Source organism: Chitinophaga sp. 22620 (genome assembly GCF_052044405.1).
Classification (GTDB): domain Bacteria; phylum Bacteroidota; class Bacteroidia; order Chitinophagales; family Chitinophagaceae; genus Chitinophaga.
Window position 1 is genome coordinate 1,531,982 of sequence record NZ_JBQEMV010000001.1, and the last position, 16,373, is coordinate 1,548,354.

Genomic DNA, 16,373 nt, shown 5'->3' on the forward strand with positions numbered 1-16,373 from the left:
TCCATTTTGTCAATAACCGTTATTTTTACCCCGCTTAAGCACGTTTACAGATATGAGGAAATTACTATTGGGGGTATTGACGGCCATACTGGCCATACCCGCTTCCGCGCAGATGCGGATAATAGTCGACAGCGCGTGGGAATTCAGAAGAACAGATGAGAATGTATGGCGGAGGGCCGCTGTGCCCGGCACCGTGCATACGGACCTGCTGGCCCACCGGCTGATCCCTGATCCTTTTGCCGGGGCCAACGAAAAAGGCCTGCAATGGATCGATAAAAAAGACTGGGAATACCGGACTTCATTCCTCGTGCCGCCGGTTACGCTCCAATACGATGGATTGGCGCTGGATTTTACAGGCCTCGATACCTATGCGGACGTGTACCTGAACGACCAGCTCATATTAAAAGCGCAAAATATGTTCGCGGGCAAACAGGTGCCCGTGAAATCATTCCTCAAACCCGGCCTGAACCAGCTGCGCATCTACTTCCACAGCCCGATCGCGAACGATATGCCCAAATTCATGAACGATCGGCTGGTGTACCCGGCAGGCAACGATGCGGACGACATCCCGCTGAGCGTGCATGCCCGCAAAGCGCCCTACCACTATGGCTGGGACTGGGGCCCGCGTTATGTGACCAGCGGCATCTGGCGGCCGGTGTATTTTGTGGCCTGGAACAAAGCGCAGCTGAGAGACGTATGGATCAAACAGCAGCAGCTTACCACCGCCTCCGCGCAGCTCACGGCCCGCGTGAAGCTGGACGTGCAGCAGGCCGGGCAATATAAAATAGCCGTGTACAGCCAAAGCGGCGCTTTCAGTACCAAAACCTTCAACGCCCAGCTTACAGCCGGTGCAACAGAAACAGACATTGCCTTTACCATTCCCAAACCCAGGCGCTGGTGGCCCAACGGGCTGGGAGAACAACATCTTTACCCCGTTTCCGTAGCCGTGATCCATGGCAGGGATACCGTACAAAAAATGCAACGCAGGATAGGGCTGAGAACCATCGAAGTGATCAACGAGGCGGACAAGATGGGCACCAGCTTTTACGTGAAAGTGAATGGCCACCCCGTGTTCATGAAAGGCGCCAACTACATTCCCTCCGATAACTTCCTGCCCCGCGTGAGCCCGCAGCAATACGAAAAGATGTTTGCAGACATGCAGTCTTCCCACTTCAACATGATCCGTGTATGGGGCGGCGGCATTTATGAGAACGACCAGTTCTACGACCTTGCGGACGAAAAAGGGATACTCGTATGGCAGGATTTTATGTTCGCCTGCACGCTTTATCCTTCAGATAAAAATTTCCTGGAGCAGGTGAAAGAAGAAACCGCGTACAATATCGCGCGGCTGCGCAATCACCCCTCCCTCGCGCTTTGGTGCGGCAACAATGAAATTGCCGTGGCTATCAAGAACTGGGGGTGGAAGGATGGCTACGCGTATACAGACGCACAGTGGCAGAAAATGCTGAAAGGATACGATACCCTCTTCCAGGACATTCTGAAGAAAGAAGTGCAGCAGCACGATCCGGGGCGTTTTTATTTTCCTTCTTCCCCCATCAGCAACTGGGGCAAGGCGGAGGACTTCCGTCACGGCGATAACCACTACTGGGGCGTATGGCACGGCATGGAATGGTTCGAAGCCTTCACCACGCACATTCCCCGCTTCATGAGCGAGTACGGTTTCCAGTCCTTCCCCGAACTGAATACCGTGCGCACCTATGCGGACAGCAGCCAGTGGGATATTAATTCCTTCGTGATGCAGGCGCATCAGAAAAGCACCACCCGCGGCAATGCGGCTATCAAAACCTACATGGATCATTATTACAAACAGCCCCGCAACTTCCCCGCCTTCCTTTACCTGAGCCAGGTATTGCAGGCCGAAGGCATGAAAACGGGCATGGAAGCGCACCGCAGGGCTATGCCTTTCTGCATGGGCACGCTTTACTGGCAGTTCAACGACTGCTGGCCCGGCGCATCCTGGAGCGGCATCGATTATTACGGCCGCTGGAAGGCCATGCAGTATTTCGTAAAAAAAGCCTACGCGCCCATCCTGGTAAGCAATACATTGGAAGAAGATAAAGTAAGGACCTATGTGGTGAACGACCGGCTGGAAGATGAAAACCTCCGCCTGGTGCTGCAGCTGATGGATATGGAAGGCAAAGTGTTGTCTGAAAAACAGCTTGCTGTGAAAGCCAAAGCCAGCACGAGCGAAGCAGTGCACAGCATCGGAAAGAAGGAGCTGCTCAACGGCGGGGACGCATCTAAGGTAATATTGTACACCAAACTGTTAAAGAACAACCAGCAGGTGTCTGAGAATGTGTTTTATTTTGCTGCGCCCCGCGACCTGCAATTGCCTGAACCGGTGGTAACCACACATGTAACGGAGAACGAAGGGAAGATTTCCGTGCAGGTGAGCGCTGGTAAGCTGGCGAAAAACGTCTGCCTGCTACTCGAAGACGATAAAGGCGTTTCGCATTTTTCGGACAACTACTTCGACCTGCTACCGGGCGCCACCAGGACGCTGCAGCTCAGCACCCTGCTGACCGCCGCTGAGGTAAGCAAACAATTACGCGTGCTGCACATTGCAAATGCGTGCGAGAAATAAAAACAGTGAACACTATGAAAAAGATCTTTTTGGGAGCTTGCCTGTTGGCCGCGCTGGGCGCTCAGGCGCAGAACGAGCCTTACGTAAAGGAAACAGACCCGCTGGTGCTGCAGAAGCTGGATGAGTGGCAGGACTGGAAGTTCGGCCTTATGATGCACTGGGGCACCTATTCCCAGTGGGGTATCGTGGAATCGTGGAGCCTTTGCCCTGAAGACGAAGGCTGGACGCAGCGCAAGCCCGCCGGTATTCCCTATTACGAATACGTGCAGAAATACGAAGCCCTGGCCAACACCTTCAACCCGCAAAAGTTTGATCCCGCCAAATGGGCGGCCGCCGCTAAAAAAGCGGGTATGAAATACATGGTGTTCACCACCAAACACCACGACGGCTTCAATATGTTTGACACCAAACAGTCACAATACAAGATCACCGCGCCCAATGTGCCTTTCAGCAAAGACCCGCGGGCGGACGTGACCAAAGAGACCTTCAACGCCTTCCGCAAAGAAGGCATCCACATCGGCGCGTATTTTTCCAAGCCCGACTGGAACGTGGATTCTTACTGGTGGCCGTACTTTCCGCCGAAAGACCGTAACCCGAGCTACGATATCGCAAAATATCCCGAGCGCTGGAAATCGTTCCAGACCTTTACTTTCAACCAGATCGAGGAGCTGATGACCGGCTACGGGAAAGTGGACATCCTCTGGCTGGACGGCGGCTGGGTGCGCCCGCTGAGCATGCAGACCAAGGAATCGCTGAGCTGGAGCAAAACGCCCCCGCAGGACCAGGACATCAATATGCCCGTCATTACCGCAATGGCGCGCAGGCACCAGCCCGGCCTGATCGTGGTGGACCGCAGCGTGCATGGCCCTTTCGAGAACTACCGCACACCTGAACAATCCATCCCCGACAAGCCGCTGGATTACCCCTGGGAAACCTGCATGACCATGGGCGGCTCCTGGAGCTATGTGCCCGACGACCGCTACAAATCCGTGAACACGCTCATCCACAACCTGGTGGACATTGTGGCCAAAGGCGGCAACTATTTGCTGAACGTTGGCCCCGGCCCGGACGGTACCTGGCACGACGAAGCTTACCGCAAGCTGGACAGCATCGGCGCCTGGATGAGCACCAACGGTGAAGCGATTTACGGCACGCGTTACATCGCCCCTTACAAAGACGGGAAAGTATGCTTCACCCGGAAAAAGGACGGCAGCGCCGTGTATGCGATCTATTTAATGGAAAACGGGGAGCAACTACCCTCCGTGATAAAATTCGCCGGCATTTCGCCTAAAAAGGGCGCTAAAATGGAATTGCTGGGCTACAAAGGGAAGCTGAGCTGGAAACAGGAAGGTGACACGGTGGAAATACGCTTGCCTGCGGCTGCCCGGAAACGCGGCGGGGAACATGCGGTGGCAGTGAGGATACAATAACTTTGAATATTGATAGCGAAGGCCGTTCTGGGAAGAGCGGCCTTTTTTATTATCGCGATAAAGATATTGGTTTTCAAAAAGCAAAAGTTTTTTGAGACTGATTGTTTTTCACTCATTAACATTAAAATAAAAAGGGCGCCGATAAGCGCCCTTCAATTTTTTTTTCAATATCTCAAATCACTTCCCTGCATCTTTCACCCATTGCCCGAAGTTGAGGGCCACGCCCATGGTGAAGGATACCGGCTGGAAATATTCGTTCACTTCGTAGCCGCTGTAGGTTTCGTCGTTCATGGGCACGGAGAACATGAGCTGGCCGAACCATTTCACGTAACGGTAACCTACTTTCACGGTGAACGCCGGTTCAAAGAAAGGCACTACATTGTCGCCGAGGCTCATGAAATTGAGGCGGCGGTTTTCGTCGTTTTCAAAAACGTTCGCGCCCATGGATTGCCCGTAGAATTTCACCAGGGAAAAGCGTGTGGCAAACGAAGCTTCCACTACCTTATGGCTCAGGCCAAAGGCCGGCTGCACAAAAAATTTATTGAACTTCGTGCGCAGCGTATAACCCGCTGTGGATGTACCGGCGGGGGCTGAATTGAAATTGCCGTCCAGGGTTTTGAAGGCGCCGTTGCCGTAACCGGCCCAAACATCAAAGACTGCGCGCTTTTTGGTGTCTACAGGCTTGAAGAAACCTACGGCCCCTTCGATAATGCCGCCACGGGTGTTTTTGTCTACGAACAGGTCGTCGTCGTTATCGCTGTCGTTGTCGTCGTCAAAAAAGATGGCGCGGTTTACGTACTGGCCGTTTACCATCACGCCTATATTGTCCGTAATGGCATATGCCGCCTGCCAGTTGGACAGGGAGAGGTTGGCCTTGAATTCGTTTTTTTCTTTCAGCAGGGGTGCGTTCACCTGGTTGGGCACGTAGATGTCGCGGCTGCAGGAGGTCATGCTTAGCACGGCCAGTACCGGTAAAAGGATGCGGATAATTTTTTTCATAAAGTCGTTGTAGGTTTTAAATAAGAAACTATCGCTGAGATGATTCCCGTGGAATAAGCTCTACTTCAAATACGTAATTCCGGGTGATCTTGATCTTATCCTCTTTGTTGATCAGCTGCACCATTGTTTCCACTGCCTTTTCGCCCATGCGGTAACCGGATTGTTCGATGGTGGTGAGCGAAGGACTGATGATGCGGCTGGACAGGTCGTTGGAATACCCCACCACCTTCACCTGTTCCGGCACCTGGATGCCTTTGCGGCGCGCTTCCTGGATAAAAGCGACGGCGGAGCTGTCGTTGGCGGCAAAAAGCCCGTCAGGCAGGTTGTCTAACGCGAAGATCTGCCGTGCGGCTTCGGCGCCGGCGTCGAGGGTGAGGTTGTGAATGTAGATCAGGGAATCGTCGAAAGGGATCTTGTATTTGGCTAAAGCAGCTTTGTAACCTGCGAGGCGTTGCTGGTACAGGTTGCAGGTAAGCTGGCCGGAGAAATGGGCAATGCGCTTGCAGCCCTGTTTGATGAGGTGTTCCGTGGCCAGGAATCCGCCTTTGAAATCGTCGCCGGTGATGGAATAGCCGGGGAAGTCGATCGGCACGCGGTCGTAGAACACGAGCGGGATATTGTTGCGTATGAATGGAGAAAAATGGTCGAAGTTGGTGGTGAACATGGAAGCTACGGCCAGCAGCCCGTCTACCCTGAGGGAAAAGAAGGTATGCACCAGTTCCTTTTCCATGGCCACAGTTTCGTCTGACTGGCCGATCACGATGCTGAAGCCGTATTTGTGGGCTTCGTGCTGGATGCCGCTGATGGCGGTGCTTTGGAAGTACATGCTGGTTCTGGGTACAATAAGGCCCAGGATGTTGGAACGTTTTTTCCGGAGGCTGGAAGCGATCCAGTTGGGTACGTAACCCATTTCGGCGGCAGTGTCCTGCACCTTTAAACGGGTTTCCTCGTTGATCAGGGGGTTGTTCTGCAATGCGCGGCTAACGGTGGATGCACTGAGCCCTAATGCCTGTGCGATGTCGTAGATCGTTATCTTATTGGTGTTATGACGTTCTTTCACGTTGAGGCATGTAGATTTAGGGCGATATTAAGAAAATTTATTGATAGGTGTATTTTTGCATCCCATGAAGCATCGCATTAAACGGACTTACAGGATAGCCCGGTATGTAATATACCGCGAAACGTTAGTAGATAAAAAGGATATGGCCTGGTCGTTCCTCGGGGCTTTCCTCGGCGTGGGCCTTATCGGAGCGCTTAACCAGTTTTACCTGCCCGCGCGGGACAATCTCTTTGTGCTGGGCTCTTTCGGCGCATCGGCCGTGCTTATTTACGGGCATACCCAAAGCCCGCTTGCCCAGCCACGCAACGTGATCGGCGGGCATGTGCTGAGCGCAATCACGGGGGTTACCATGTGCCTGCTGATCTCCGGCCCCGAATGGGAATGGCTGGCCGGTGCGCTGGCGGTGGCCTGCTCCATAGTTGTCATGCAGCTGACCAAAACGGTGCACCCGCCCGGCGGCGCCACGGCATTGCTGGCAGTTGCCGGCAGCCAGAAGATCAGGGCGCTGGGATACCTGTATGTGCTGAGCCCTGTGGCTTCGGGCGTTTTTATATTGCTGCTGGTAGCCTTTATCGTGAATAATATTCCCGGCAACCGCAGTTACCCCGCCCGCGGGAAATGGTGGTAACGCTGCGCAGATACACTGCATAACCGGCTGATATCTTTACGCTGTACTTTTATTAGTATAGGGTAATAACAGGCCCGCCCGATATCGGGCGGGCCTTTCTTATAATGTATCCAAAACAAAACCGCCCCGGCATTTGCAGCCGGGGCGGTTTTGTTTTATTTTATATGTTGCTGACGCCTGGTTTATTTAGGGTCAAGCGCTTTGTTGATGCGGTCTGCCAGGTCCTGCAGGTGGTAGCGGCTCATAGCGTCCGGAGCGGCCGCGGCGCGGGCTTCGGAACGGATGGAGCTGAGCTGTGCACGGGCAAGGCTTGTAACGTCTGTACGGGTCGGGTTGGGGAACATGGAAGCAAAAGCAGCCGGCACACCGGTTACATCCGGTTTGCTCAGCAGGCCGATCAGGCTGTTTACGTATGCTTTCTGCAGGTTTCTCCTGTAGATATCGATCTGTTTGCCTGCCGCCAGTTCGGAGAACACGCCTTTTTTCAGATCGTTCATGAATTCAGCGGCCTTGTAGGAATCAGATTCCATGGCTTCGGCATTCAGCAGCTTGTTGATGGTGGCTGCGCTCAGCAAACGGCCCAGCACTGCCTCCTGGCGGGCCAGGATGATGGAAGGCGCATCCGCTTTCACTCTTGTCAGGATGTCTTTATTGATCAGCCAGGTGGGGGTGGTGAACAGCTGTGCCTGGAGGAAAGCTACCGCATCTTTCTGGGTGGCTTTCGGTACGGTTTCGTAGATAGCGCCGTTCTGCTCAACTGTTTTCGGCGTTTCATAGATACCGCCTACGTTTTTGGCCACATGGCCCATGTAGCGGGTATATTGACCCAGCACTTCGCCATACAGCTCGCCCAGGGTACCGTAACCTTCGTTGTCGGTACGCGTCCAGGCCATGAGGTTGGGCACAATGCGCTGGAGGTTCTTGATACCGTAACCGCTGGCTTTCATGGCGTTGTCGCCAAGGTCTTCGTTCTGGCTGCGCGGATCGTCGGGGTTGCTTTCGGTGCCGAACCAGTATTTTTTATCCTGCATCTTGCTGATCACCCACTTGTTGAGGGTGCTTTTCTCGGAATCTTCGTTGGTACCGGGAATGGCTTTGTAACCCCATTCAATGGCCCATTTGTCGTAATGGTTGATGCGGGGGTACAGGTCCGCGCCGGTGATGCCGTCGCCGGGCTGGGCAACGTAGTTAAAACGGGCGTAGTCCATAATAGAAGCGGCGTGGCCGTTCTCTTTCACCCAGTTCTTGTCGCGCAGTTTTTCAACCGGGTAAGCGGAGCTGGAGCCGAAGTTGTGGCGCAGGCCGAGGGTGTGGCCTACTTCGTGGGAAGATACGAAGCGGATCAGTTCGCCCATCAGCTCGTCGTCGAAGGTCATTTTGCGGGCGCGTTCGTCGTTGGGCGCTGCCTGGATGAAGTACCAGTTGCGCAGCAGGCGCATTACGTTATGATACCAGTTGATGTGGCTTTCCAGGATCTCGCCGGAGCGGGGATCGTGTACGTGCGGGCCGGAGGCGTTAGGCACGTCGGAAGGCTTGTACACAATGGCGGAATAGCGGGCGTCTTCCAGGCTCCAGGTAGAGTCTTCGTCTTTGGTAGGCGCCATTTTCGCATAAATAGCGTTTTTGAAGCCGGCCTGCTCGAAAGCTCCCTGCCAGTCGTTCACACCCTGGATGAGGTATTTACGCCATTTGGCCGGGGTAGCGGGATCGATATAGAATACGATGGGTTTTTTAGGTTCCACCAGTTCGCCTTTTTTCCATTTCTCCAGGTCTTCAGCCTTGGGTTCCAGGCGCCAGCGGGTAACCATGGTGAGCCTTTTAACACCCTGGGGGTCCGCATCGAAGTCGGTAAGACTGGTAGCGAAATACCCAACGCGGGGGTCGAAGTAGCGGGGCTGCATGGGCACTTCGGGCAGCAGCACCATGGAGCTGTTCAGTTCCAGGGTGGCATAGCCGCCGCCGGTGGGGGGCATGCCGGGCATGGGAGAGGAGCCGCTTTTGGTGTAGGTCTTAACGGTCTTTATTTCCACGTTGCCGGGGTAGGAGCGTACATCCTGGATATAGGATTTGTCCGGCTGGGGAGGGCCCAGCTTGAGCATGCCTTTCAGGCTGCCGTCGAAGAACAGGATGTCGTTATCGCCGTTGATGTAGTCGGTAAAGTCCAGCACGGAGCCGTTGTTTTCCTTCGAAAATGCTTTGACGTCGAAGGAAGCGACAATGGGCTGGATGTTGGAGTTCAGCACGGAGATATACATGGGCTGGGTGGAGTCTTTGGAACGCTCCGCGAAGGAGATGTTCTTCAGGAAGATGCGGTTGTTGGGTCCTTTTTCGAAGCGGATCACGTTTTCGTTGATCTGGTCGCCTCCGAAGCCGAACATACCGACGCGCATGCCGGCTGCTGCTTTGGACATGCGGTTTACCACGAGGATGTCGCGGCCGAGGAGGTTGTCAGGGATTTCCACGAAGAACTTGTCGTCCTGCTTGTAGATATTGAACATGCCTGAGTCTGCCTTGGCTTTGGTGGTGATCACCTCCGCGAATTTTTTTGGCGCCGGTTTGGGCGGTCCTCCTGCGGGCGGTCCTGCGGGTTTGGTGGAGTCTTTGGCTGGTGCTGTGGCGGCGGGTTTCGATTTATCATCTTTTTTCTTTCTCTGTGCCCCGGCGGCATAGGGTGTGAACATGCAGGCAGCGCACATGAGACCTGCTACTGCCGCAGTTAATTTGCTCGGTAAATACATTGGTTGTTGGTGGTTTTATTGATTTGTAAAGGAATTAATATGAACATTTAATATGGACAAAGAAAGGGATAAGTGTTAAATTAACAGATAAAAATCCATAAATGTGCAAAAGCGATTAGGAACGGAAAGAAAAAGCCGTAAATTGCCGGAACGGATGCGAGAACACTAATTACCATGCCAACGACCGAAACTCCACGCTAGTGAAGGTAGCCCGCCGTTAAGCGATGAATTAAATTTTTGTTGGATCATTTGAAAATTTTCTTAAATTGTGCGTCCAACTTTGAAAAAAATCAATCGATTCCCTTGACAGTGGGGGCCGGGTTGGAAGAGGACGGTACGAGTTATATTATTTGTTTTACTTATTTAAGTGTTTGCTCAATAAATGTGAAAGGTGGAAACGCTCTGTTTACGGGGCTTTGAGGGGTATGGTTAAATTTCTTGGGTGACACTTGTTTTTTTGAGGAAGGCTTATAACTTTGCGAATCACTGATTATAAGCCGGTTATTTTGTGAGTTTGAGAATAAATGCGATCTAAATCTTAATTACTAACAAACAAACAGTTTAATTTTTAACACTAAAATTCAATCAACATGGCTGAGACTAAAACAACTGTGACTGCAGCTGCTGCCAAAACTTCCTCTCATCAGGCCAAGAAGTCTTCCAACTTATTTGCGATCCTGGCTGTGCCCATTTGTATAGCAATCGGGTACATCTTTTACATTTTTGTTCTGGGGAATCCCGCGAATTTCCAAGGCGGCAATCCTGAAAATCACCCGGTTGAAGCAGGTATCGGCAAATGGTTTGGTACTGTGCACAAAGGCGGTGCTATCGTGCCTATCCTGATCTCGACCCTGTTGATCTGCCTCACTTTCGTTATTGAGCGCTTCCTGTACCTGGCAAAAGCCAAAGGTAAGTTCAGCGGTTCTGAGCTGGTACGCAAAGTGCAGTATCACCTGGCCAACAAAAATGTTGACGCGGCCCTGTCTGAGTGCGACAAACAGAAAGGTTCTGTAGGTAACGTACTGAAAGCCGGTCTGAAAAAGTACAAGGAAATGATCACCAATACTGAGCTGGACACAGATCAGAAGATCCTGACCATTAAGAACGAGATCGAAGAAACCACTGCGCTGGAACTGCCGATGATGGAAAAGAACCTGGTGTTCCTGTCTACCATCGCTTCCGTAGCTACCCTGCTCGGCCTGTTCGGTACGGTACTCGGGATGATCAAGGCGTTTTCCGCGATGTCTTCCAGCGGTGCACCTGACTCTGCCGCCCTGGCACTTGGTATCTCTGAAGCGTTGATTAATACCGCTTTAGGTATCGGTACTTCCGCTATCGCGATCATCATGTACAACTACTTCACTACCAATATCGATAGCATCACTTACGCTATTGACGAATCTGGCTTTACTTTGACACAGTCTTTCGCTGCCAACCACAAATAATTTCGTAAATTATAGTGTGGAATCTGCGGAGAATTGAATCTAATTAAGTGAACCAAATAAAAGGAGTAAGATGCCAAAGGTAAAAATGCCCAGGAAAAGCACCCTCATCGACATGACTGCGATGTGCGACGTAGCGTTCCTGCTGCTGACCTTCTTCATGCTGGCAACCAAGTTCAAACCGGACGAGCCGGTGGCTGTGGTTACTCCCTCCTCTATCAACACGCAATTACTGCCGGATTCCGACGTGATTTTGCTGACGGTAGACAAGGACGGGAGAGTGTTCTTCAGCATGGACGGTCAGCCGAAAAGAAAACAACTTATTGAGGATCTGAATACCAACTTCAAACTTAACCTCACTCCTGCACAGATCAAGAGTTTCCAGGTGGGTTCCAGCATTGGTACGGACTTCAAAAATCTGGGCCGTGTTCTTTCCATGAGCGCAGACGAGCGTAAGAACTCTAAAGCAGAGATCGGCATCCCGATGGACTCCACCAACAATGAGCTGGCCATCTGGATCGAATATGCCCGGTCTGCCCAGGGGAACAACAACAAGTTGAAATATTGCATCAAGGCAGATAACGAAACGCCTTACCCGGTGATCAAACGGGTGCTGGATACCTTCAAAGAGAAGAAGATCCAGAAGCTGAACCTGGTGACCAACCTGGAAGCCAAGCCGGCGGGCTCTGCTGCTGCAATATTTGAAGAGCAGCAACAGTAATGATGCTGAACAGTAAACAACATTAACAGACCAAAAAAAATTTGCTACCATGGCTGAAATGGATACCAGTAGTAAGGGCGGTGGTAAACATGATGGTACGAAATCGAAAAAGCTTTCGACCCGTGTGGACATGACTCCGATGGTGGATCTCGGGTTTCTCCTGATCACCTTCTTCATGTTGACCACCACCATGTCCAAGCCCAAAACGATGGATCTGATCATGCCCAAGGATACTGAGAAGCAGGAAGAGCAGAACAAGGTGAAGGAAAGCACCGCTCTCACGATTCTCCTTGGCAAGAAGAACCAGGTTTACTACTACGAGGGATTGGCGCAAGACCCCAATGCCTCCAGCAACCCGGACTTCTTTAAAGCAACTTCGTTTGCCAACACCGGCGGCATCCGCGACGTGATCATCAAGAAGCGCGATGAAGTGGCAAGGCTGCGTAACTTTAAAGGCGAACCCGAAGATGTGGTAGTGATCATCAAAGCAGATGACGGCGCCACATACCAGAACTTTGTAGATTTATTGGATGAAATGGCTATCAATCGTATCCAGCGTTATGCTACGGTGGATATCAGCGACCAGGACAAGCAATGGATCAAATCTACTGAAGCCAGCAACGGTATCCAGTAGATTTATGGAAAAACTAATTTTTTGCATCCATCAATAAACATGTAACAATGGATTCAGCTAAAATCCTTAAGTCCGACTTTCTTGACATCCTGTTTGAAGACAGGAACAAGAACTACGGCGCTTATGAACTTCGCAAGAAGTACGACCAGCGCGTGCGGAACTCCATTCTGGGTACAGCTGCATTGGCCTTGTTGATCGTCGGTAGCTATCTGATCTATATGAATCTGAGAGGTAACGACGCAGACAAGAACATCAAGCCTGTAATCGAGGATATTAAACTGGAGGACGTGAAGTTGCCGGATGATCCGAAAACTCCGCCCCCTCCGCCTCCGCCGCCCGCACCACCGCCGCCCGTGAAGCCTTCCGTGCAGTTCACGCCGCCGGTGATCAAAAAAGATGAAGAAGTAAAAGCCGAAGAAGAGCTGGTAAAACTCGACGAGATCAAGGACAAAGCCGTATCTACCAAAACCGTAGAAGGCGATCCCAACGGTATCGATCCGGGACTTATCAACGACTCTAAAGGTACCGGCGTTGTAGACGCTCCGCCGCCCCCTCCGAAAGAAGAGATCTTCACATTCGTGGAGCAACCTCCTACCTTCCCCGGTGGTGACGATGCGCTCAACAAGTTCCTGAGCAATAACATCCGTTATCCGCACCTGGCAACTGAAAACGGTATCTCCGGTACAGTGTTCGTATCCTTCGTAGTTGACTCTGAAGGCAACATCAAGGACGTGAAAACTGTAGGCGCACCCAAAGGTGGCGGTCTCGAAGAAGAAGCCATCCGCGTGGTGAAGAAAATGCCGAAATGGAAACCAGGTAAACAGAACGGACGCCAGGTATCTGTGCAGTTCAACCTGCCGATCCGCTTTACCCTCCAGGAGTAGTATTTAGTCTCAAGCTAGTATGAAATATAAGTTCCCCTGGCGTTCAGCCGGGGGAATTTTTTTTTATTTAATTTCGGCGTATGATAGGAAAGTTAGGCGGTCATGACGATACCATTGTTGCCATCGCTACAGCCCCCGGTGTAGGCGCCATAGCCGTGATAAGGCTTAGCGGCGCAGCAGCCATTACCATTACGGACAAATTATTCCCTTCCAGGGACCTGGCGGCCCAGCCCAGTCATACCCTGCATTTCGGGGGGCTGCACTTCCAGGGGCGGGTGATAGACGAAGTAGTGGTAAGCCTTTACCGCGCGCCGCGTTCCTATACCGGCGAAGAGGTCGTGGAAATATCCTGTCATGGTTCTCCCTACATCCAGCAGCAGATCGTAGAAGCCTGCATCGCCTCCGGCGCCCGCCTGGCCAGGCCGGGAGAGTTCACCCAACGCGCCTTCCTTAATGGCAAGCTGGACCTTACCCAGGCAGAGTCCGTGGCCGACCTTATTGCAAGTAACACCGCAGCCAGCCATCAAACCGCCCTTCAGCAAATGCGCGGCGGCTTTTCGCGCGAGCTGCAGGTTTTGCGTGAACAGCTGATCAGGTTCTCCGCCCTGATAGAGCTGGAGCTGGACTTCAGCCAGGAAGACGTAGAGTTTGCCGACCGCACTGCCCTGTATGCGCTGGTGAACGAAGCGCTCACAGAAGTGGAGAAACTGGTTACGTCCTTCAAAGTAGGCAACGTCATCAAAAACGGCGTCAACACCGCGATCATCGGCCGCCCGAATGCCGGTAAGTCCACGCTGCTGAATACGCTTCTAAACGAAAACAGGGCCATCGTAAGCGATATCGCCGGCACCACGCGGGACACTATCGAGGAAGTGCTCAACATCGGCGGCATCCTTTTCCGGCTGATAGACACCGCCGGCATCCGCGAAAGCACGGACACCATCGAAAGCATCGGCGTGCAGAAGTCCCTCGAAAAAATGCGCGAAGCCGGCATCGTGATCTACCTCTTTGACGTAGCTGAACTTTCCGTGGACGAACTGCTCGCGCAGGTGCATGCCTTCGACAGCGAGGGGATATCTTACCTGCTGGTCGGCAATAAAACAGATGTACTCGGGGCCGAAGAAGCCCGCGCTAAATTTGCGATGATACCCGGCGTGATATTTATTTCTGCAAAAGACCATGCGCAGATCGGGGCTCTCAAAGACCAGCTCGTATACCAGGTAATGGGTGGCGCCGTCAATACCGAAAACACGATCATTACCAATGTACGCCACTACTCCGCTTTGCAGGAGGTATACACTTCTTTGCGTGATGTGAAAGGCGGGATGGACGCAGGTTTGCCGGGGGATCTGCTGGCGTTGGATATACGAAGGTGTTTGCATTACCTGGCGGATATTGCCGGTGAGGTGACGAATGAGGATCGGTTGGATTTTATTTTTTCGAAGTTTTGTATCGGGAAGTAGAACGACTTAATATCAGAACACTTTGATAGGTGAGGATGTAGACAAATTGTAGATGCTAATTTAATAAACTGTAGACTGTTGAATTTGTGGGTTATTTTTATAAGCTGTAGCTTTACCAGAGCAATAATCCGCTTTCAACTTTAACAGAATAATGGAGAAGAAATACGACTTTACAACAGAGAATTTCACTAGGATCATCAATTCTGACACTGTTCCCGCTCATGATCACAATGGACTTGACCTTGAATTCGGCGATACGGAAATTACCATAAAAAAGCCCTACATCGATGCTGATGGGGAGGAAATGGGCAACAGTATCTTTATTCTGCACGACAATACGCTGTGTGTCTCCATGCGGAGCGAAGGCGGCTTTTTGTTTACTTTTTACCGGGAAAACGAAAATGAAAGTTTTAAAAACCTCGAAGCCGGTAGCCCGGATAGCATCAAAGAATTTACCTGGCAGATCTGGATTAAAATTGTAAACTATATAGATGATATGAATGCTGGGAAAACCCCTTTCCATGCCTTCCGAGAACAATTCGGTATATATAGCGTTCCTTACGACCTGGAAAAGCTTTTTGAATTTGAGAAGGAGTATGGTGGAGGCAGCTATGCGGATGGCTTTTACCTGAAAGCGATTGATAAGACCGGATTAAAGACCTATTCAGAGGAAGAAGGTTTTCTGAATTCTTTTATAGAGTTCGCGACAGCAACAGGCGGAGGAAGCACCTATGCCATTTGGGTGATTAATGAAAACCTGGACAAATGCCCTATTGTGGTTTTTGGAGATGAGGGCGGAATACATCTGGTGGCTAAAAACACAACGGATTTGATCCACCTGCTCGGTTATGATGTGGAAATTTTCGTAGACTGGAGTTCAGCTTATTTTTATAAAGGCGGGGAAAACGATAACAGAAGCGAACACCGGGACGCTTTTTTGGCCTGGTCCAAAACAAACTTCGGGCTGGAACCGGTACGAACAGATGAAGAAGCGGCGGCCATTGTGCAGGTCGCCAGTGATCAGTATGCCGATAGTCTGTATGATTTTTTAATAAAATACGACATTGATGTGGAAGAGGGGTTTGAAACAGTAAAGGAACACAGGAGCTTTGAAGCATTTGAAAAGAATTTTCAGGGAAGAGTAATCCCTCAGGAATTGGTTTCGCTTTACGCTTTTCAGCAAAGCCATGCTAATTATTCACAATATTTCCTGCTTAGAGGATACGATTCTTCTATTTTGAAAACATGGAGCCAGAGCGATGCGTTTATAAGCGCCGTTATACCTTTTGCAAGGGCGACGAGCTTCGGGGCATGCTACGCTTTGTGGGATGAGGGGCTGGGTAAAGAAACTAAAGATATGCCCGTAATTGTACTGGATAGGGAAAACGGAATAGATGTCGTCGCTGAAAACGTATTGCAACTCCTGCGTTTACTCACTTACGATATTGAACCTGTGCTGGATGGCGAATGCTTTAAGCTCAGTAATGATAAGGACAGTTATTCTTTGAGCAATAATATAGACGCTTACCGATCCTGGCTAACCGATAATTTTAAAATAGCGCCTGTAGAAGAACCTTATGAGGAAATTATAGATCCTGCCCAGGCAAAATTTTCTGATGCATTTTGGCACTGGGAAAATCTTCACCGGCCCGATAAGTAAAGCAGCTATCCTAACTAAGCATATGTTGTACTATGAAACCGCTAAAAGCAGCACATGTTTGAAGTGTAATTTTTAGCTCAAAAAAGTATTTGCTGAGGCGGTTCGTTTA

Annotated in this window: 12 protein-coding genes; 9 read left to right on the forward strand and 3 right to left on the reverse strand. The window is 51.2% G+C overall.

Features of this window, described 5'->3' with window-relative positions:
* Positions 1-52: 52 nt before the first annotated feature.
* Positions 53-2,605, forward strand: a complete 2,553-nt coding sequence (locus ACTJIK_RS06505; RefSeq protein WP_440645546.1) for a beta-mannosidase — start codon at positions 53-55, stop codon at positions 2,603-2,605.
* 14 nt (positions 2,606-2,619) lie between these two features.
* Entirely contained in the window at positions 2,620-4,035 is a 1,416-nt protein-coding gene (locus ACTJIK_RS06510) for an alpha-L-fucosidase (protein WP_440645547.1), read from the forward strand.
* 177 nt (positions 4,036-4,212) lie between these two features.
* On the opposite strand, the gene ACTJIK_RS06515 is transcribed toward ACTJIK_RS06510, so the two are convergent.
* Positions 4,213-5,034, reverse strand: coding sequence for a hypothetical protein (locus ACTJIK_RS06515; protein WP_440645548.1), 822 nt, complete (start codon positions 5,032-5,034; stop codon positions 4,213-4,215).
* Positions 5,035-5,062: 28 nt separating this feature from the next.
* Positions 5,063-6,094: a LacI family DNA-binding transcriptional regulator gene (locus ACTJIK_RS06520; RefSeq protein ID WP_440645549.1), complete on the reverse strand. Its 1,032-nt coding sequence runs from the start codon at positions 6,092-6,094 to the stop codon at positions 5,063-5,065.
* 64 nt (positions 6,095-6,158) lie between these two features.
* On the opposite strand from ACTJIK_RS06520, the gene ACTJIK_RS06525 reads away from it, so the two are divergent.
* Positions 6,159-6,722 carry an HPP family protein gene (locus tag ACTJIK_RS06525; protein WP_440645550.1) on the forward strand — a complete coding sequence of 188 codons (564 nt, stop codon included), beginning with the start codon at positions 6,159-6,161 and terminating at the stop codon, positions 6,720-6,722.
* A gap of 182 nt (positions 6,723-6,904) precedes the next feature.
* Here ACTJIK_RS06525 and ACTJIK_RS06530 read toward each other — a convergent pair whose 3' ends face one another.
* A complete protein-coding gene (locus ACTJIK_RS06530; protein WP_440645551.1) occupies positions 6,905-9,460 on the reverse strand; it encodes a zinc-dependent metalloprotease in 2,556 nt (851 codons plus the stop codon).
* Positions 9,461-10,050: 590 nt separating this feature from the next.
* Here ACTJIK_RS06530 and ACTJIK_RS06535 point away from each other — a divergent pair.
* The 6 genes from ACTJIK_RS06535 (at position 10,051) to ACTJIK_RS06560 (ending at position 16,264) form a co-directional block, all read left to right on the forward strand.
* On the forward strand, positions 10,051-10,905 hold the full coding sequence (locus ACTJIK_RS06535) for a MotA/TolQ/ExbB proton channel family protein (protein ID WP_440645552.1): 855 nt from the start codon (positions 10,051-10,053) through the stop codon (positions 10,903-10,905).
* Between the two features lie 70 nt (positions 10,906-10,975).
* Positions 10,976-11,623 carry an ExbD/TolR family protein gene (locus ACTJIK_RS06540; RefSeq protein WP_440645553.1) on the forward strand — a complete coding sequence of 216 codons (648 nt, stop codon included), beginning with the start codon at positions 10,976-10,978 and terminating at the stop codon, positions 11,621-11,623.
* 58 nt (positions 11,624-11,681) lie between these two features.
* Positions 11,682-12,257, forward strand: a complete 576-nt coding sequence (locus ACTJIK_RS06545) for an ExbD/TolR family protein (RefSeq protein WP_440646139.1) — start codon at positions 11,682-11,684, stop codon at positions 12,255-12,257.
* Between the two features lie 47 nt (positions 12,258-12,304).
* Positions 12,305-13,141: a TonB family protein gene (locus tag ACTJIK_RS06550; protein ID WP_440645554.1), complete on the forward strand. Its 837-nt coding sequence runs from the start codon at positions 12,305-12,307 to the stop codon at positions 13,139-13,141.
* A gap of 80 nt (positions 13,142-13,221) precedes the next feature.
* A complete protein-coding gene (mnmE, locus tag ACTJIK_RS06555; RefSeq protein ID WP_440645555.1) occupies positions 13,222-14,604 on the forward strand; it encodes a tRNA uridine-5-carboxymethylaminomethyl(34) synthesis GTPase MnmE in 1,383 nt (460 codons plus the stop codon).
* A 151-nt stretch (positions 14,605-14,755) separates the two neighbouring features.
* Positions 14,756-16,264: a hypothetical protein gene (locus ACTJIK_RS06560; protein ID WP_440645556.1), complete on the forward strand. Its 1,509-nt coding sequence runs from the start codon at positions 14,756-14,758 to the stop codon at positions 16,262-16,264.
* Positions 16,265-16,373 lie beyond the last annotated feature (109 nt).

Coding starts and splice junctions, on each gene's coding strand:
- ACTJIK_RS06505 (WP_440645546.1), top strand. CDS start 53: ATGAGGAAATTACTATTGGGGGTATTGACGGCCATACTGGCCATACCC.
- ACTJIK_RS06510 (WP_440645547.1), top strand. CDS start 2,620: ATGAAAAAGATCTTTTTGGGAGCTTGCCTGTTGGCCGCGCTGGGCGCT.
- ACTJIK_RS06515 (WP_440645548.1), bottom strand. CDS start 5,034: ATGAAAAAAATTATCCGCATCCTTTTACCGGTACTGGCCGTGCTAAGC.
- ACTJIK_RS06525 (WP_440645550.1), top strand. CDS start 6,159: ATGAAGCATCGCATTAAACGGACTTACAGGATAGCCCGGTATGTAATA.
- ACTJIK_RS06530 (WP_440645551.1), bottom strand. CDS start 9,460: ATGTATTTACCGAGCAAATTAACTGCGGCAGTAGCAGGTCTCATGTGC.
- ACTJIK_RS06535 (WP_440645552.1), top strand. CDS start 10,051: ATGGCTGAGACTAAAACAACTGTGACTGCAGCTGCTGCCAAAACTTCC.
- ACTJIK_RS06540 (WP_440645553.1), top strand. CDS start 10,976: ATGCCAAAGGTAAAAATGCCCAGGAAAAGCACCCTCATCGACATGACT.
- ACTJIK_RS06545 (WP_440646139.1), top strand. CDS start 11,682: ATGGATACCAGTAGTAAGGGCGGTGGTAAACATGATGGTACGAAATCG.
- ACTJIK_RS06550 (WP_440645554.1), top strand. CDS start 12,305: ATGGATTCAGCTAAAATCCTTAAGTCCGACTTTCTTGACATCCTGTTT.
- mnmE (WP_440645555.1), top strand. CDS start 13,222: ATGATAGGAAAGTTAGGCGGTCATGACGATACCATTGTTGCCATCGCT.
- ACTJIK_RS06560 (WP_440645556.1), top strand. CDS start 14,756: ATGGAGAAGAAATACGACTTTACAACAGAGAATTTCACTAGGATCATC.